This window comes from Tepidanaerobacter acetatoxydans Re1 (assembly GCF_000328765.2).
GTDB classification, from domain to species: Bacteria; Bacillota; Thermosediminibacteria; order Thermosediminibacterales; family Tepidanaerobacteraceae; genus Tepidanaerobacter; species Tepidanaerobacter acetatoxydans.
Window position 1 is genome coordinate 1389027 of sequence record NC_019954.2, and the last position, 17519, is coordinate 1406545.

At 34.9% G+C, this 17519-nt stretch carries 17 protein-coding genes; all 17 read right to left on the reverse strand.

Annotated elements, in window-relative coordinates; all coding sequences use genetic code 11:
- Positions 1-40: 40 nt before the first annotated feature.
- The 17 genes from TEPIRE1_RS06715 to TEPIRE1_RS06795 all read right to left on the reverse strand — a co-directional run bounded on the left by TEPIRE1_RS06715 (position 41) and on the right by TEPIRE1_RS06795 (position 17517).
- Positions 41-2038 carry a bifunctional 4-hydroxy-3-methylbut-2-enyl diphosphate reductase/30S ribosomal protein S1 gene (locus TEPIRE1_RS06715; RefSeq protein WP_231848379.1) on the reverse strand — a complete coding sequence of 666 codons (1998 nt, stop codon included), beginning with the start codon at positions 2036-2038 and terminating at the stop codon, positions 41-43.
- A gap of 133 nt (positions 2039-2171) precedes the next feature.
- Entirely contained in the window at positions 2172-2768 is a 597-nt protein-coding gene (locus TEPIRE1_RS06720; protein WP_013778412.1) for a lysophospholipid acyltransferase family protein, read from the reverse strand.
- Positions 2758-3417 (reverse strand): (d)CMP kinase, encoded by a 660-nt coding sequence (gene cmk / locus TEPIRE1_RS06725; RefSeq protein WP_013778413.1) that lies wholly within the window; start codon positions 3415-3417, stop codon positions 2758-2760. The genes TEPIRE1_RS06720 and cmk overlap by 11 nt, the downstream gene beginning before the upstream one ends.
- A 12-nt stretch (positions 3418-3429) precedes the next feature.
- Positions 3430-4668: a BaiN/RdsA family NAD(P)/FAD-dependent oxidoreductase gene (locus TEPIRE1_RS06730; RefSeq protein ID WP_013778414.1), complete on the reverse strand. Its 1239-nt coding sequence runs from the start codon at positions 4666-4668 to the stop codon at positions 3430-3432.
- Between the two features lie 12 nt (positions 4669-4680).
- On the reverse strand, positions 4681-5142 hold the full coding sequence (locus TEPIRE1_RS06735) for a hypothetical protein (RefSeq protein ID WP_013778415.1): 462 nt from the start codon (positions 5140-5142) through the stop codon (positions 4681-4683).
- Positions 5143-5158: 16 nt separating this feature from the next.
- Positions 5159-6406, reverse strand: coding sequence for an ABC transporter ATP-binding protein (locus TEPIRE1_RS06740; protein ID WP_013778416.1), 1248 nt, complete (start codon positions 6404-6406; stop codon positions 5159-5161).
- 17 nt (positions 6407-6423) lie between these two features.
- The gene (gene speB, locus TEPIRE1_RS06745) at positions 6424-7287 is read right to left on the reverse strand and encodes an agmatinase (RefSeq protein WP_013778417.1); all 864 of its coding nucleotides are present in this window, start codon (positions 7285-7287) and stop codon (positions 6424-6426) included.
- Positions 7288-7299: 12 nt separating this feature from the next.
- Positions 7300-8124 carry a polyamine aminopropyltransferase gene (gene speE, locus TEPIRE1_RS06750; RefSeq protein WP_013778418.1) on the reverse strand — a complete coding sequence of 275 codons (825 nt, stop codon included), beginning with the start codon at positions 8122-8124 and terminating at the stop codon, positions 7300-7302.
- A gap of 142 nt (positions 8125-8266) precedes the next feature.
- A complete protein-coding gene (locus TEPIRE1_RS06755) occupies positions 8267-8731 on the reverse strand; it encodes a GNAT family N-acetyltransferase (RefSeq protein ID WP_013778419.1) in 465 nt (154 codons plus the stop codon).
- Positions 8732-8750: 19 nt separating this feature from the next.
- A complete protein-coding gene (locus TEPIRE1_RS06760; RefSeq protein ID WP_041591536.1) occupies positions 8751-9458 on the reverse strand; it encodes a pseudouridine synthase in 708 nt (235 codons plus the stop codon).
- A gap of 139 nt (positions 9459-9597) precedes the next feature.
- Positions 9598-10269 (reverse strand): NAD(P)-binding domain-containing protein, encoded by a 672-nt coding sequence (locus TEPIRE1_RS06765; protein WP_013778421.1) that lies wholly within the window; start codon positions 10267-10269, stop codon positions 9598-9600.
- Between the two features lie 30 nt (positions 10270-10299).
- Positions 10300-11385: a lysine 5,6-aminomutase reactivase subunit KamB gene (kamB, locus tag TEPIRE1_RS06770; RefSeq protein WP_013778422.1), complete on the reverse strand. Its 1086-nt coding sequence runs from the start codon at positions 11383-11385 to the stop codon at positions 10300-10302.
- Between the two features lie 37 nt (positions 11386-11422).
- Positions 11423-13243: a cobalamin B12-binding domain-containing protein gene (locus TEPIRE1_RS06775; protein WP_013778423.1), complete on the reverse strand. Its 1821-nt coding sequence runs from the start codon at positions 13241-13243 to the stop codon at positions 11423-11425.
- Positions 13244-13266: 23 nt separating this feature from the next.
- The gene (locus TEPIRE1_RS06780) at positions 13267-13491 is read right to left on the reverse strand and encodes a hypothetical protein (RefSeq protein WP_013778424.1); all 225 of its coding nucleotides are present in this window, start codon (positions 13489-13491) and stop codon (positions 13267-13269) included.
- A 62-nt stretch (positions 13492-13553) separates the two neighbouring features.
- Positions 13554-14312 carry an FCD domain-containing protein gene (locus TEPIRE1_RS06785; RefSeq protein ID WP_013778425.1) on the reverse strand — a complete coding sequence of 253 codons (759 nt, stop codon included), beginning with the start codon at positions 14310-14312 and terminating at the stop codon, positions 13554-13556.
- Between the two features lie 341 nt (positions 14313-14653).
- Complete coding sequence (locus TEPIRE1_RS06790; RefSeq protein WP_013778426.1) at positions 14654-15937, reverse strand: FAD-dependent oxidoreductase; 1284 nt, start codon at positions 15935-15937, stop codon at positions 14654-14656.
- Between the two features lie 113 nt (positions 15938-16050).
- On the reverse strand, positions 16051-17517 hold the full coding sequence (locus TEPIRE1_RS06795; protein WP_013778427.1) for a hypothetical protein: 1467 nt from the start codon (positions 17515-17517) through the stop codon (positions 16051-16053).
- Positions 17518-17519: the final 2 nt, after the last annotated feature.

Here is a 17519-nt window from a genome sequence, read left to right on the forward strand (position 1 = left end):
TAAAATTTAGGGCGGTTCCGCCCCAAATAAATAAAAGATTTTATTTTTCATCAAAAAGATCTCCAACCATTTCACCGATTGTTATGCCATTTTCTTTGGGCTTTTCATACATCTTGATATTCTCCTGGCTTTCCTTATATTGCGCTTCCTTTATACTGAGGCTCATTCGTTTTCCCTTTGTATCTACATCTAAAATCTTTACTTTTACACTATCCCCTTCCTTTAAAACATCTTCAGGGTTAGCTATATGTTCTTGAGATATTTGTGAAATGTGAACAAGGCCTTCTACTCCAGGTGCTACCTCTACAAAAGCGCCGAAATTTACCAATTTAACAACCTTGCCTTCAATAATAGAACCAATTGTATATTTTTCATCTAATTCGTCCCATGGATTAGGCATTATTTGTTTTAAACCGAGAGAAATGCGCTCACGCTCCTTATCAACTTTTAGAACTAAAACTTCCACTTCTTGTTCTTCTTTTACTATTTCAGAAGGATGCTTAATTTTCTGCCATGCCAAATCCGAAATATGTATTAGCCCATCAACACCACCAATATCTACAAAAGCACCAAAACCAGTTAATCTTTTTACTACACCTTTAACAGTTTGACCTTCTTCAATACTTGCCCAGGTTTTCTCTTTTAACTCTTCTCTCTCTCTTTCAAGTACATATTTACGAGATAATACTATACGATTTTTGTTACGATCCAATTCAAGAATATGTAATTTTAATTTTTTACCTACAAATACATTCAAATCAGGAACATATCTTAAATCCAGGTGTGAAGCAGGAATAAATCCCTTAATGCCATTGATATCTACCAGAACACCGCCTTTGACAACTTCAGTTACAATTCCTTCTAAATCGCCTTGATGATTGTAAATATCTTCTATATAATTCCATGTATTAATTATATCTGCTTTTTTCTTTGAAAGAACAACATTCCCATCCTCGTCTTCTAATTTCATAATGTAAACCTGTATTTTGTCTCCAACTTTTATAATGTCTTCCGGAGATTCAAAAGCTATATCTGAAAGCTCATTTATTGGAATTATACCGTCAGATTTGTATCCTATGTTTACTAAAACTTCATTGTTATCAACTTTAACTACAGTCCCTTCTACAATGGTATCTTCTTTTAAATCGGTGAAAGTATTTTCGTAATTCAGTTCACCTTCTTCCTCTTTTTTTACTGTTTCTTGATTGTTCATTTCTTTGTTGAATTCATCCATCTTAGAAATAACCTCCTTTATAATCCAATCAGGTGTAGAAGCTCCTGCAGTAATACCAACTTTATCACTATATTTGAACCAGCTCTTTTTAAGTTCTTCCGCCGTTTCAATATGATAAACACTCGCTCCTACATTCTGACAAACTTGAGCTAATTTTTTAGTATTAGAGCTATTTTTACCTCCAATTACCAGCATTATATCAACGTTACGGGCTAAATCAGCAGCGGCTTCTTGCCTTTGCTGAGTGGCTTTACATCTTGTATTATTAAAAATTTCAATATCTAGCTTTGAGCGTAATACACTCATTATTTCTTCTATATTTTCCTTTGTTTGTGTAGTCTGAACAATTATCCCTACTTTTTTAGTTGTATAAAAATTTTTTGCTTCTTCAGCATTTTCTATTACTTTTACATCACCATTACAATAACCTTTAATACCTTCAACTTCTGGATGATTATGATCACCTATAATAACAGTGAGATACCCTCTGTTAGAAATATCCTGAGCTAAGTTATGGACTCGCTTTACATGAGGACATGTACAATCAATTATATTCACTGGCCTTGACTCCAATTGTTTCGTCAAATCGGGTTCTACGCCGTGAGTTCTTATTATTACATTACCTTCTTTAATATCTGATAAATCTGCGGCTATTATTCCTGAGCATTTTAATCTTTCTACTACCTGAGGATTATGAATTAGAGGACCGAGCGTAAAGGCCTTCTCTTTTTTTCTGATTAAATTTTCAACTATTTCCATGGCTCTTTTAACACCGAAACAAAATCCCGAGTAGTCGGCAATCATTATCTCCAAGTTGTTTCACTTCCTAGTTATAAAATATTATTAAAATCCAAATATGCTGGATTCTCGGGTAAATAACCAGCATTATTAGTTCAATTCGATAAAGATGCTTATAATTCCTGCTCTTTAACAAAAATTATAATGACATAGACATCAGTTTTGACACTTCAGCAAAAATAGCAGTGCTAATCTCTTTTAGTTCTTGTGAATTCATTTTTTCGCCTTTTTTATGATATGCATCAAATTTTGTTGGTTTGCCAAATATTACATCAATAGTCGAAAACCACTTATAGTTATCCTTTATTGCAACAGGTACCAAAGCTACATCTTCACTTTTGGCAGCTAACAAAGCAACTCCTGGTTCCGGATCTTGCAGTCTTCCGTCTTTACTTCGAGTACCTTCAGGAAAGATACCTAGCACTTGTTTTTTATTCAAAACCTCAAGAGCTTTTTTAATAGCTTTTCTATCTGGCATTCCGCGTTTTACAGGAAATGCATTTAAGTTTTTAATAACAAAACCCACAATAGGGTTCTTAAATAATTCTTCTTTTGCCATAAAAAAAATTGGTCTTCGTAAAAGGCAACCTATAATCACAGGATCCCACATGCTTTTATGATTAGAATATACAATTACTGCTCCTTCCTGAGGAAAATCATCAATACCGTATAATCGAATTTTAAACAATATGTGAAGAACTATATTGCAGATAAATTTTACAATATTATAAAACAAAGCCCTCCCCCTTTTTTATGTAATCTAATATTTCATTTACGACTTCGATTATAGTTTTTGCTGTAGTATCAATAACGACTGCATCTTTGGCTACTGTCAAAGGCGAAACAGCTCTATGTTTATCTTGATAGTCTCTCTGAATTATATCTTTTTCTATTTGTTGTAAAGTAACCTTACGCCCCTCTCTTATAAGTTCTTTATACCTTCTATCAGCCCTTTCCTTAAGATCTGCGGTTAGGTAGAACTTATACTTTGCATCAGGTAAAACAGTGGTTCCGATATCTCTGCCATCCATTACAATACCTTTATTTTTCGCTATTTGCTGCTGAATTTTTGTCATCAGAATCCTTATTTCAGGTATTTTAGCTATTTTAGATACATGGTTTGTCACCTCGATATTTCTTATATCATCGGTTACATCTTTACCATTTACATAAACACGCTTTCCATTTATACATATTTTTGCCTGTTTGGCTAATTCTATGATATCATTAACATCTGTTTTACCATTTTGAATTGATAGTAGGGTAATAGCTCGATACATAGCTCCAGTATCAATATAAGTCATATTCATTTTATCTGCTATTATTTTAGCTACTGTACTCTTCCCTGCGCCTGCCGGACCATCAATTGCGATGTTGAAATTCAAATAGATCCCCCCTTATTTAGCGGAAGCTGAATTGCATCCTGCAACAAAGCCGGTAGAAAATGCTGATTGTAAATTATACCCTCCTGTTACCCCATCTACATCTATTACTTCGCCGGCAAAAAATAGTCCATTGACTATTTTTGACTCCATAGTTTTAGGATTTATTTCCTTAACTGATACTCCTCCCCTTGTAACAATAGCTTCTTTTTCTTTGCACCCAGATATTGTTATCTGAAAGTTTCTAAGGCAATCTCTTATCTTTTTTCTATCATCCTGAGAAATTTGATTAACTGGCTTTTCGGGATCAATTTCGGTATAATTTATAAAAACTGGAATCATTTTCTTGGGTAATAAATCATTCATCGCATTTTTAAAAATTTTATTTTTGTAAAGATGGAAATCTCTAATTAATCTTTTATCTAGCTCCTGTTCAGTCAAAGCCGGCTTTAAATTAATTGACACTAATGGATATTCTTCTAAATAATCTATTATGTGTCTGCTCAAGGTTAAAATTATGGGCCCGGAGATACCATAATGTGTAAATATCATTTCTCCAAATTCGGATGCTAATTTTTTTTGTTTAATATATGCTGTTGCTTCGACGTTTCTTAAAGTAAGGCCTTGAAGTTCTTTAATCCATTTCTCTTTAGATATCAAAGGAACTAGCGAGGGCTTAAGCACCGTAATTGTATGTCCTACCTGGCGAGCAAGTTCATACCCGTCTCCGGTAGAGCCTGTAGCAGGGTATGAAAGACCCCCAGTTGCTATTACTACGCTATCACAATCAAATCTTTCATGGTCGTTACCGACAATAACACCCTTAATATGTTGCTTTTCAACAATCAAACCCGTTATACGGCTTTTATATTTAATATGAACACCAGCATTCGTAACAGCCTTTTGGAGTGCTTTTACAACATCAAGGGAATTATCAGATACAGGGAATACTCTACCACCACGCTCAACCTTTGTTTTAACTCCTAGTTTTTCAAAAAAGGCTATTAAATCTCTATTAGAAAATGTTGAAAGTGAGCTAAAAAGAAATTTCCCATTGCCTGGAAAATATTCGATAAACTCATCTAGTCTCTTTAAATTAGTTAAATTGCACCGTCCCTTACCTGAAATAAGTATTTTTCTTCCTAGATTTGGATTCCTCTCAAAGAGATAAACACTTGCTCCACGAACAGAGGCTTGATAAGATGCCATGAGCCCTGCGGCACCACCGCCAATAACTGCAACTTTTTTTGTCATCAAATCATCCCATTATCGCTTTATTTTTCTTGACAAAATCAAAAGTTGATTTTTTAATTCTTCATTCATTTTAAACAATATTTTTTCCAAGTCATTGTTCGTAATAAGCATTTGAGACGGTTCCAGGATTTCCAACTTTCGGAATTCCTCTCTCATGACAAAACGAATCATGTCTTCAACTGAGTCTGCATTTAAAGTAATTTCTGCCGGAGCATAAGCTACTCTTTCACCTATAGCATCATCATAAACTACATAAGGTTCCAATGAAATGTCATAGTCTATAAAAGAAACCCCTTGAACCGGAATATTCTTAAGCAATGCTATTTGTTCCTCTCGTGAATCTTGGGCTGCCTGCTCAACAGATTTTCCGCCAAATAAGAATCTTCCGGGCTTATATTCCCCCTTAAAATCAAACCTAACTTTAAATCTTATTTTGCTTTGAATTACATCATCACCTAATTTTACCTTGACCATGTGCAGGCCTCCAATATCATATTATCTTCTTTAACTCCTGCATTGACTTTAAAACGGTTGCTCTTTCCTTAATTTCATTGTACATTTGGGTAGCTTTGCCGTTAGTATAATCTCTTTCACCAATATCTTTTTCTTCTAAAATAAAAACTCTTTTTCTAGCTACCAATTGTTTCAGGCAGGCAAGATTTTTTAGGTTACCTAAACCAAAGGGAATATTTGCTAAAATTACTGCGTCAGATCTGTTTATATGTGATATATTTTCCAAAATCTTCTCCTCAGTAATTGGCGAAAACGGAACTTCTTCAATAACAGTAAAGCCTAATAAATGAGCTACTTTCCAATCAGTATCGCCTTTGTTTAAAACCCCTACAGAAACTTTATATCCTCTTTGACTTAAATAATATAATAATTTTTCGCCTTCTCCGCCTCCGCATATAACATGGAGACTCTTAAAAGGTTTAGGTAAAACATTTTTATCCGTAGGACTTAAAAAAATAGCAACAGGCCGCAGACTATCTTTTGGAAAGGTTACCTGAACATCCATACAAAAAACTTCTCTTATATTTTGTTCATTCAGCACTTCAGTCAAGTTACCCATCTTAAATATTCTATGCTCTTTTAAAAGGATAACTTTATTGCAAAACATAGATGCTAAATTGATATCATGAATTACAATTAAAATGGTTAAGGATTTTTCAACACATAATTTTTTTAAAAGCTCAAGCAATTCCCATTGATAATTAATATCAAGATGTGAAGTTGGCTCATCTAAGAGAAGTAAGCGGGGCTGCTGTGCTAAAGCCCTAGCTATTAAAACTCGTTGCCTTTCTCCGCCGCTCAGTTGATAAGCAGGCTTGTCTTTTAAATGTAAGATATCCATAACCTTCATAGAATCCTCTATTATAGCACGGTCTTTTGATTGCTCGGATTCAAAGTTTTTAAGGTGAGGATTTCTTCCCATTGCCACTATCTGTTCTGCTGTAAAAGCTATATCCAGATAAGTATCTTGAGGTACTGTGGCAACTTGTTTTGCTAAATCCTTAACGCTGATTTTTAAAATGTTTGACCCATCAATGTGTATATTCCCCTGATGAGGTTGTAGCCAGCGATTAATGTTTTTCAATAATGTGGTTTTACCACAACCATTAGGTCCTAAAATGCCTACAAAATCTCCAACTTCTAAAGTAAAATTTATATCCTTAAGTACATCTGCATCATTATATTTAAAGCAGAGCTTTTCAACCTTCAGTATTTCTCCTGGCATATTTATCATTCCTCTATTTATCCCAGCCCAATTAATAATTCACGTAATATTTTAGCCGCTAAAAGTGAAGTTCTATCAGATAGATCATTAGCTGGAGAAACTTCTACCAAATCAAATCCCACAACGTTTAAGCTCTTAAAATGTGATACAACTTCAAGTATCTCCTGCGAATTACACCCGCCCGGTTCAGGAGTTCCTGTGCCCGGAGCAAAAGCCGGATCTACAACATCAATATCTAGTGTTATATATATTGGCCGGTTCTTTAAGTCTTGAAGTACATTTAAAAAAGGCGTTTTTACTTCGATAGGATGCATATGTGTGTGTTGCTGTGCATACAAAAACTCTTCCCTAACTCCAGACCTTATGCCGAAATGAAAAATATGTTTATCCTTTATATGTTCTGATATCCTGCGCAAGACGGTGGCATGGGACAACTTTTCTCCAAAATAAGTATCTCTTAAATCTGCATGGGCATCAAAATGGAGCACGACAAGATCAGGATACTTCTCTGTAACTTTTTTTATTATAGGATAACTTATAAGGTGTTCTCCCCCTAAATAAAGAGGAATTTTTTCATCTTCCAAAATTTTTTCTGTAATATTCTCTAATATATCAAGACTTTTTTCTACATTACCAAAAGGAATATCTGCATCTCCAGCATCAAAAAACTTTTTATCTTCAAGTGAATCATCAGTGTAAACACTATAACTTTCTAATCCATATGAAACCTCGCGTATTTTTTTAGGTCCGAATCGAGTACCTGGTCGGAAGCTCACTGTAAAGTCCATAGGTGCACCTATAATTATAATTTTAGCATTATTGTAATCATCTTTAGCTTCCAAAAATCTGTCTTGGTATCGCACATAATCAAAATATTCCAAGATGATTCACCTCTATTTAGAAATAATATCTTTTACAAAGGGTGGCAAAACAAAGTAGCTTTTATGCAGTTCTCGACTATAATATTTAGTTTCTAGAAAAGGTATATCACTAATTTCCTGTGAAATTGGATTTATGCTTTTAGACCCCATGGTAAAAGTCCAAAAAGCACCGGGATATGTAGGAATAACAGCTGAATATAAGTTTGTATAAGGGAACGTTGCCGACATATCAGTATAAATTCTTTTAATCAAATCTCCAAAAAGAATTGGTGTTTCCGTTTGAGCAACCATTATTCCATCATCATTTAGAGCTTCAAAAACATTTTTATAGAATTGGCTTGAAAATAACCCTACGGCAGGCCCGATAGGATCAGTAGAATCTATTATAATAACATCATATCCGCTGTGTTTTTTTACAAATTCAATTCCGTCTTCACAGAATATTTTTACTCGCGGATCTGATAAACCACAACTTACAGCAGGAAAATATTTTTTTGATGTTTCAATAACTTCATGATCAATTTCTACCAGATTTATTTCTTTTACTGGATGCTTTAAAATTTCTCTTACTGTTCCACCATCTCCGCCACCTATAACAAGCACCTTTGCTGCGTTACCGTGAGTCAATAAAGGAATATGAGAAATCATTTCATGATAGATGAATTCATCTTTTGTTGTAAGCATCACTGTATCGTCTAATGCTAAAACCCTTCCAAAGTCTTCTGTATCAAAAACAGATATGTATTGGTACTCGCTTTGCTTTGTATAAATAACATCGGTTACTCTAAATGATAGTTTAACATTTTTTGTTTGATATTCCGAAAACCAAAGCTCCAAATTCTTCACTCCTTAAATCTTTATACAATCTATACATTTTGGGAAAATTATATCAGATATATACTAAATACTCAAATGATTTCTTTGTTGACATGCGTATATGTCAGCCGCTAAAATAACCAAAATTATAGCTTTAAATTACCTAAAAGTGACATTGCTGCTTATTAAAAAAATCATCAACATCAAGTTCCATGATAAAATCACTCTTATTTTTACCATGATTATGTATTTTATGAATTCGGTTGTCAAGTTCTTCTAAGGTTACATATTTAAAACCAAACCGTTTAAAATATTCAACCTTTTCTTTATGAACAATATACATTTTTTTGACATTCCTGCGGTCAGCATAGTTTATCAATGCTCTGACAAGGCCGTCTCCAAAACCTTGATTTTGGTATTTGGGAAGAACACATACAAGTTTTAAAATAGCTATATCACCATAAATATCTAGACTGCCATATCCTACAATTAAATCATCCAGCTCGACAATCATAGCATCTTTTGCGCCATCGGTGATATCAGAACTGGATGCTTTAATATCGAATTCGAGCAGTATTCTTTTAATTTCATCTCTTTCATCAGGAAGAGCTTTTCTGATCAAAATCAATTATCACAACCCCCATAATCTAAAGTCCTTTGATATAATCTATTTCTCTTTGGCTCAAGAGCCTCCACTCACCGGGTTTTAAACCTTTTATGGATATATCTCCTATTTGTGTTCTCTTTAACTCAATTATAGGATGTCCTATAGAATCACACATTCGCCTCACTTGGCGTTTCCTACCTTCATGAATCTCAAGTTTGATTATAGTAGAGTTTCTTAAAACTTTTAGAATATTTGCTTTAGCTGGAGCTGTTACACCATCTTCAAGGATAATTCCTTTTTCTAATGATTTTATCTTATTATTGCCAACAATACCTCTGACATGAGCAACATAGGTTTTAATCACCTTGTACTTTGGATGTGTAAGCTTATAGGTCACTTCTCCATCATTTGTTAGTATTAAAAGCCCTTCTGTTTCCTTATCCAAACGACCTACAGGAAAAACCCTTTCACAAAATTCTGGCAGTAAATCGAGCACAGTGGGCCTCCCTAATGGGTCTTTGACAGTAGTGAGGATTCCTTTTGGCTTATTTATAAGTATATATATAAAGTCATATTTAAGGCTGCATACTTTTCCGTTTACCTTGATTATATCCGTTTCAGGATTAACTTTTGTTCCTAGCTTTTTGATGGTTTTTCCATTTACACTAACTTTGCCTTGAAGAATTATGTCTTCACAGGCGCGGCGCGAATCTACTCCTGCTTGTGACAAATATTTTTGCAATCGCATTTGCAAAAACAACACCTCTTTTAAATCCATATATTATACATATATGTTTACTTTTCCTGCTTTTTATCAGGTTTTATCATATAACAATCAAGTAGATAATGTCAAAAGAACTGATTCTAACACGAATCAGTTCTTTCCGTTATTCTAAGTTTTCAATTATTTTTTGCGCAAAAGAACCCATGTCGCCTATTGCATATGCATTCATAGTGCCACATGCCACATTTCGAATAGCAAAACTTAAATATTCCAATGGCACATTTATTTCTTCAAGTCTTTTTTTGATATTTAAGGCAGCCTTTATTCCTTCTTCACTGGCTATATTATTTATCTTTTTAACTATACTTTCATCACCATAACATATACAACCGATTTTAGAAAAAATTTCTGCTACTTTATTACATGTATCAAAATCATCCACATCTATTAATATTAGCGGTAATTCACCGGTAGCAGCCATGTGTTGAGCATGTCCAATTATTTTTGCCGAGGCTAATTTGCATAAGCTTTTGATAGGTTCAAAAACCGATTTTTCCGTATCTGTTGAAATATTAATAAGTATTTGCTCTTTTGTTATAAAAGGTTTTATTTCTTTTAAAATTTCAGGAATCACATTAGCCGGTAGGGCTACGATTATATAGTTTGAAAATGATAACATTGAGTATTCTGAAGTAGCCAAACCTTTTATTTCTTTTGCCAGCGATCCACATTGCCTTAAATTTTTATCTACCAAAATTATATTATAATTAGGAGATATCTTTCGAGCTATGAAACTTCCCATACGGCCTGCACCGATAATAGCTACAGTTTCCATTGCGGTTTTTACTCCTCTCTTTGTTAACAATTAAATACGACTTAAAATACTTTCCAACAAACGCGACGGACCTTCTTGCTTAATGTCGATTACAGGAACTTTTATTGAAGCTCTCATTTTATTTAATAATTTTTTCTTATTAGTATAACCCGGCTCGTAACTCGACTTATCAAAGCGATATTTAGGATAAAATGGATTCACTGTAATAGCTAACAACGGAATATTTTTCAAAGCTTTTATATTTCCGTCATTACATTTTATCCTATTTACCTCCTTTAGCATAGTTTCAGGATTGCCTCCAATAATTAATTTTATTGGATCGCTAATAATTAAATCTTTGTTTGCCCATGAGTTACCTACACTATCATTAAGCATTTTAAGTGCAAATTCTGATATTAATGCAGGTATAAAGATTACCTGAATATCTATCTCTTTAATTATATCAGCAATTTCATTTACTATTTCATTATCTATTAATGAGCCATACTTTAAAAAAACAGTTTTAGCATTTGAATCTTTAGGAACAAGAGCTATTTTGCTAATATCTGAAAGAAACTGTATATCATCTTTAGATGTCATCGGTAGATTAAGTAATTCATATAAGGCTTTAGTTTCCTCAACCAAAACATCAATATCGGTATTTCTTGATGCACCGGTTGCAATAATAATACCGTCTGTTTCTATCATAGGTGCAAGTCTATTTAACGCACCATCAACTAAAATGACTTTACAATTTAAATCATTAAACATTCTACTTTTAATATAGTTCAGTTGACTGCCTTTGTTAGGCCCGGCAACAACTGCCAGGCCTTCTTTAATAACTTTTACAATGCATACCTTACCTAATGGAGTTGAAATATCAGTAGTCTCTAATATATCACAGTCAGCATTTCCCGCCTCGAGACATTTTTGGGCTGTAGCTAAAATAGTATTTTTTTTAACAAACAAGCGAGGCTTTGGCAATCCAGTAATATTGTCTATTTCTTCTCCATCGTATCCTATACTTGTCAAAGCCACCTGTATTTCATGTTTATAAAGTTCATCAAGTATGGCTGATGTTGTTGTTGTTTTCCCGGTATTTTTTGCCGTTCCGGCTATGCCGATTGCTATGCCCATTATTACCCTAACCCCCTTGTATTAAAGCGCTTCTGGTTTAGTAAATCTTTTTAATTACTGAGCCCCTACCTGCTCTCCCAGGATAAGCACCATCTTCTTTGCTTCCGAGTATTCCTTGGTATAGAGCATTGACGAAGTTTCCATTTTTTACTACAAGCTCTAATACAGCTTCTATACCTTCCTCTATTTCCTTGGCCCATTTGTAAGCATTATCAGTTGGAACAATGTTGGATTGTCCAAAAAATCTAAAGGATGACTGGGTTGCCCTTAAGGTATCAATTCTAGCAGGAATAGTTATAGGGCCTCCAGAAAAAGCCTCATCTGATGAAGCTATAGAAATTCCGTCAACACCTAAAGAAGAAGCAAGAGATGCATGAAGCGCCGTCATCAATGATGACTGTACTCTATCCTCTGTTTGGGTTAAAAAGCCAATGGGAGCACCGCACCATATCGGAGCATTGACAATATTTCTGAGACAATAAATCTTTGCTGAATTAAAATCAACATAGTTATCTTCCATCTGACCACTTATCATAACTTCCGGTGAGTAGCAAAACAAGGGTTGAAGAATTGGCCTTGCTCCAAGCCTCAAACCGAGTTTTGAAACTATCAGCATACCTGCAAAAGCTTTATACGCAGGAACACCGCAAAGCTCCTCATTAGTTACCACATCAAACGGCATATTAAATTCAGACGCATACTTAATAGCTTCTACTGCATCTACGGTTAATCTTTCAGGGTCAGTACCACCGCCTAAAGAGCCGTAAGCGATATTTATTTTTGTTAAATCTGCCCCAATTTTTCCTGCAAGTAATACAGTTTCAGGGGTATTTAATCCGCGATGAGCTCTAACTTGCCATAAAGTGTTAGGCAATAAGGACTTCTTAATACTTTTAAGGTTCTCATAAGTTATGACTGAACCATCTTCCTCATGAGTTATATAACCCTCTAAAAATCCTTCTGTTCGAGCACCCCAGGAAGGATCGAAGTGTACTGCACCATCGGCACCCCAAGCCTCACATGATTTTATATGAGCAATATCCATAAAAGGGCAGCCTGTTCCGTATTGAATAAAAACTACAGGATTTTTATCTACATGTTGTAAATATAGAGGATTCATGCGCGAATTCACTGCATTCACATATTGATTAAGTGCATCCACCTCGTCATTAGTCATTGGGCGGGTTTTTTCTCGATATTTACCTGACTCATAGAAAGACTTAATTACATCATCACATAATTTTGAATAATCCCTTCTAAGTTTTTGTTTTTCAGATTCACTGTCACTTTCTAATATTTGTCTCCTTATCTGTGCTCTCTGGATAGCAGTAGTTGTTTTATCACTTACATAATCAAGGATTCCATCAACTATAGAATCCAATAATTTTTCAATCTTTTTATTATGAAATAAATAGTCATACCCTTCAGTTATGTCTTTCTTATTTTTTTTACTCCTACCTTCTGATGGAATATATTCTCTGCCTTCTACAAAAGCCACTGCTTCATCGACTGATGTTCCGGGCCCGAAGCCGGCATCAAACCCTAATTCTGCAGCAAGTTCGGGCCGTACTGCCATTCCGCCTATGCCTATTTTTACCTTATCTCTTATGCCAGCTGCTTCAGCTAAGTCAATAAATTTCCCTAGCACTTCTGCAACACCATAACCAAGAGTGCGACTAACTAGAACTACGTCGACATCATTATCAATAATGGATTTAATTATTTCTTCTGGCGAGTAATCCGGAGGTATAAGTATGGTTTCATGGCCTTTATATTCCAATCCCCTCTTTATCATTTTTAGACCTATATCATGAACCGGATCAAGCGGCGCTAACAATACTTTCTTTTTATCTGTCAAGTTATTCTCCCTCCTTAGCAACTTTAATTAAAAAGCCAACCATAACGGTCACCCGGTTTATATATATATCCTCTAGCCCTAACTCTTGCGCCCGGTCCGCGATGCTGAATAAAGACTATTGATGTATCTTTAAAGCCCAATTTTTCCATTAATTCCATTGCAAACTTCTCTGCTTCATCTTCGTTTTTACATACTATATAAGTTTCTATATCGATAGCATCCATGATTTTTTCAAGAACGTCTGACATTACATACCCTCCTATTTACTCATCAGGGATGAGTGGTTTTAATTACACGAGCAACTATTGCTTTAATTTTTTACTACATGAATATTATTATCTTCTCCATAGAAAATTTCCCAATACTTTTTTACATCATTTTCAAGCTTTTCTATATGGCGTATCATTGCCTCTTCAGCTAATTCTGGTTTTTTGGCGGCAATGGCTTTATAGATATTTTCATGATCTAAAAGAACTGAACTTTTTACTTCTTTTCTTATATATTCTAGCATGGGTGAAAGCTGTCCATGTTGCCTTATTAAATCCATAGCTGCATCTAAAATTCTATTTCTCGCAGCCTTGGCTATAATTTTATGAAACTCTACATCATCCTCTGCTATTGAAATACCTTCATCAACATGCATCTCTTGTCTTTCAATAACTTTTTTCATTTGGGAAATTTCTTCATCAGTTATATACATAGCTGCAAGTTTTGCAAGTTGACTTTCAATAGCTTTTCGTGCAATTAATGCATCAAGAAGTTCCTGCTTACCGGTTACTCTTATTACATTTAACAATTCTTTTCCATAATGGTTTATTGTGTTTTCACGTTCAAGTTCTTCTAATTTTTTTTTGCCAAGAGGAGTTAAATTTCTCCCCTTAAATCCTATTTTTTCAGTATATCCCTTAATATCCATTTGCCTTAACATTCTACCAACAGTTGCTTCACTAACATCAAACCCTTGCATTTGCAGAGTGTTACGTATGAAACCGGAACCAACCGGTACTGCTTTAGAATTATCAATGGCCTTTAAAATAAAAAACAATAGTCGCTGCTTTTCTTGTAACATTTTAAACCTCCATTTGACATCTTAATAACTATTTATTTATAGGACTTTAAGCCTATACTAATTAACCAAATGCTTAACACAAACTTAAAAATAAACTGTTTAACTCACATGCATACACTTTGCTAAGTTATAATAAACGTACAAGATTAGCATACCATTATTATAGCTAAATTTCCAGATAGGTAATAGAGAAAATATTACGATTTTAACTTTATATTTAAAAAAGGCAGCTACTATTATTATACTTACTATCTTAATATTAAAGGAGGCTCATGAAATAATTTAAAATAAAAGGAGTCATATAAATGACCCCTTTATATATTGCGACCTGTATATAATTTTTATACAATTTTCTTGTTGAATATATTTAACATTCCTGCTTTATCAACACGGTCTTTTATTTCATTTATATCTATAGTGTATAAATCTAGTTTTTTCATTCTCTCAAAATAAAAAGAACCAGAAAAAGTGTATTTTTTCGATATGCCTTCTTCAGTTTTCATCTGCTCCTTAACATAGGCTATAGCATCTCCGATTGCAAGTTCTGTAGGAATTTGAACGAGTTCTTTACCTACTGCCCAGCGCACAGCATTCGCACCCGCTAAGGTTCCTGTGCATATAGCTTCGGTATGGCCGACTAAGGGTCCCGCTTTTTCGCCACCGCAAAATAGATTCTCTACCCCTTCTGTTTTTAAATAGTTATCTCTTGGTGAAATTGCTAGGTATCTCATTGAGTTTCCTAAGTTCCCTGCATATGGATCTTCATATCGTGCATTTTCAAAACCAGGAATTTGTCTTAAATTATTTAACGGGAAGAAGGGTGTCATTAATTTTGCATGTCCGGTATCTAATAGTATTACATTTTCAACATATTCATTTAGTGCATATTGCTGACAAGCTTTTTTAGTAAGAATTTCCGAGTCCTCTTTGGCATGTTCCGGTACAGGTATTACCGCAACACCAGTAGAATTCAATTTGTCGACAATATCTTTTGAAAGAGATTCTTTGAAAAGTTTACAAGATCCGCTCATAGCTCCATAAGTGCCATCAGCTTTCTTAGCCATCATTTCTTTAACTCCCATTTTAGCTGCAATGCTCACTCGCGGTCCATAACTGGGACATCTGTAAATACACATAGCACAGCCATTTCCATACTTAGTGCAATTTCCTTGAGGTCCAGCAGTTCCGGTACATTCTACGAAAACATCGCCTTCATATTTTTGACCATCACTAGTAATAACAGCTAAGATTTTATTTTCTTCAGCTACAACATCTGTTATCCTGCTTTCGGTATGCACCTCAATACCTGCATCTAGTAACACTTTCTTAACTGCAGGCTCTACTAAAGCTACATCATATAGCGAAGCATGTTTATGACCGGGAAAATCGATGTTAGTATGTCTTGCCACACGGTCTGTGACTTGAAACAGTTCACCACCACCCATAGCAATCATTTCCTCGGTAGCAGTGTATCTTCCATTATTTCTCATGATGCCGCCAACAAGACCTGTTCCTAATAGCATATCAGTTCTTTCTAATAGCACTACATCAGCACCGGCTTTTTTCGCTGATATTGCAGCTCCACAACCAGACCATCCGCCACCTATAATAACTACCTTGGGCATTCGCATAACCTCCCTTTATCATATATTATAAATTATTATAGTTTTATATTTTTTATTCTTTAAGGTGACGCAAAAGACTATCTTTTAGCGTCACCAATAAACATTCTGTGATATTAATCAATATACCCACTGTATTTAGCAACAATTTCCATAAGTTTGACTTGAGCCTTTACGGCATATCTAAAGTTGCTCTCGATAATCTGACCATCATCATCGGTAGTGCCAAGGCCAGGTGAAATCATTATGTTACCATCGTATGCTACTGTCGGGATTACACCCATTTGGGAAAGACCTGTTTGCAGTAACTGAGTTCCAGCATACATGTCTTCAATTGAGAAAATGGGGAAACCAAGTTCTTCATTATTCCATGTATTTTCATAATTTACTTCTATTGCTCTTGAGTTATATGACTTGGATATAATTAATCCTTTCCTTATCTTAGGATGTATTTGGTCAAATTCCTCTTTAACAATTTTATACATATCATCAACTGGCTTCTTGAGATTATCTGGATTATCTTTTAGCTCTTTTAATGCTGCAATCATACCAAGCATAGCTTCTTTACCGGGGTCATTTGTAACATAAGCAGCTTTCCCATAAGATGCTGTAGTTCCATACCTGTCACCATGCATTCCAAGGGCTCTACGAATAGGCACCATACATTCCTCTTTACCTATTATCAGACCTGATGTTGGAGATTCACTGGCTTTATCCATACTATATATAATAACATCAGCACCGCTCTTGGAAATATCGTGACCTACAAAAGGAACTCCCCATGCATTATCTAAAACATAAGGTACATTAAATTCCTTTGCTATTTCTGCTAAACGTTTCTGGAGCACAGGCACACCATCGCTGTCTTTTACTCCGTAACCATATCCAGGTGTATCATAAGCAAGTGAAGTAATACCTGTAAGCATTGAAGCCTGTCGCTCAGCTATGGCTTTAATCTTTTTAGCTGAAGCCTCTGGATCGACTTTAGTTAGCTGAATTGCAGGATGATATTTAATACCATGAACTGAATAATCAGCACCAACTAAAGGTGCAATATAAACACTTAAATTGTTTTGCCTTTTACCATAAAATCCTAATTCACCAGCGGTAGATCCTCTGTCAGCAATAATATCTTTAAACCTTCCAGGGAATGGCCTGCCGTAGCCACCATGGTGATGTAAATGTTTTTCATAAGGCATAATATAACGAGCCTGGTAACTTTCACCGCGACCCTGCATAGGTGGTGTAAATAGAGAATCAAATGTAACCCATAATCCGGCCTCACAAGTGTTTACGGGAGCTGCATCGTAATCATCCCCATAAACGTCTTTAACTATAGATCTGATTTCATCTACTAGCTTAGCTAAAGGTATAACTTCAGTAGTACCTCTCTCTATAGCTGCCCTTACTTTTTTGTTCAATGGACCTGGGCAGCCTGAAACAGCCCCTGTAAGTCCGAATTTGCCTCGCAATTCTGCAGGAATACCTATTTCATCAGCTGCTTTTCGCGCATCGGCATAAATATTTGAAATATTTGCCTGCAAAGCTTTGTACATCTCAAATTTTTTTGTAAATTTAGCCATTT

Coding starts and splice junctions, on each gene's coding strand:
- TEPIRE1_RS06735 (WP_013778415.1), bottom strand. CDS start 5,142: ATGGTCAAGGTAAAATTAGGTGATGATGTAATTCAAAGCAAAATAAGA.
- TEPIRE1_RS06730 (WP_013778414.1), bottom strand. CDS start 4,668: ATGACAAAAAAAGTTGCAGTTATTGGCGGTGGTGCCGCAGGGCTCATG.
- TEPIRE1_RS06780 (WP_013778424.1), bottom strand. CDS start 13,491: ATGTCAGACGTTCTTGAAAAAATCATGGATGCTATCGATATAGAAACT.
- TEPIRE1_RS06760 (WP_041591536.1), bottom strand. CDS start 9,458: ATGCGATTGCAAAAATATTTGTCACAAGCAGGAGTAGATTCGCGCCGC.
- kamB (WP_013778422.1), bottom strand. CDS start 11,385: ATGGGCATAGCAATCGGCATAGCCGGAACGGCAAAAAATACCGGGAAA.
- TEPIRE1_RS06795 (WP_013778427.1), bottom strand. CDS start 17,517: ATGGCTAAATTTACAAAAAAATTTGAGATGTACAAAGCTTTGCAGGCA.
- TEPIRE1_RS06790 (WP_013778426.1), bottom strand. CDS start 15,937: ATGCCCAAGGTAGTTATTATAGGTGGCGGATGGTCTGGTTGTGGAGCT.
- TEPIRE1_RS06715 (WP_231848379.1), bottom strand. CDS start 2,038: ATGATTGCCGACTACTCGGGATTTTGTTTCGGTGTTAAAAGAGCCATG.
- TEPIRE1_RS06740 (WP_013778416.1), bottom strand. CDS start 6,406: ATGCCAGGAGAAATACTGAAGGTTGAAAAGCTCTGCTTTAAATATAAT.
- TEPIRE1_RS06765 (WP_013778421.1), bottom strand. CDS start 10,269: ATGGAAACTGTAGCTATTATCGGTGCAGGCCGTATGGGAAGTTTCATA.
- TEPIRE1_RS06785 (WP_013778425.1), bottom strand. CDS start 14,312: ATGTTACAAGAAAAGCAGCGACTATTGTTTTTTATTTTAAAGGCCATT.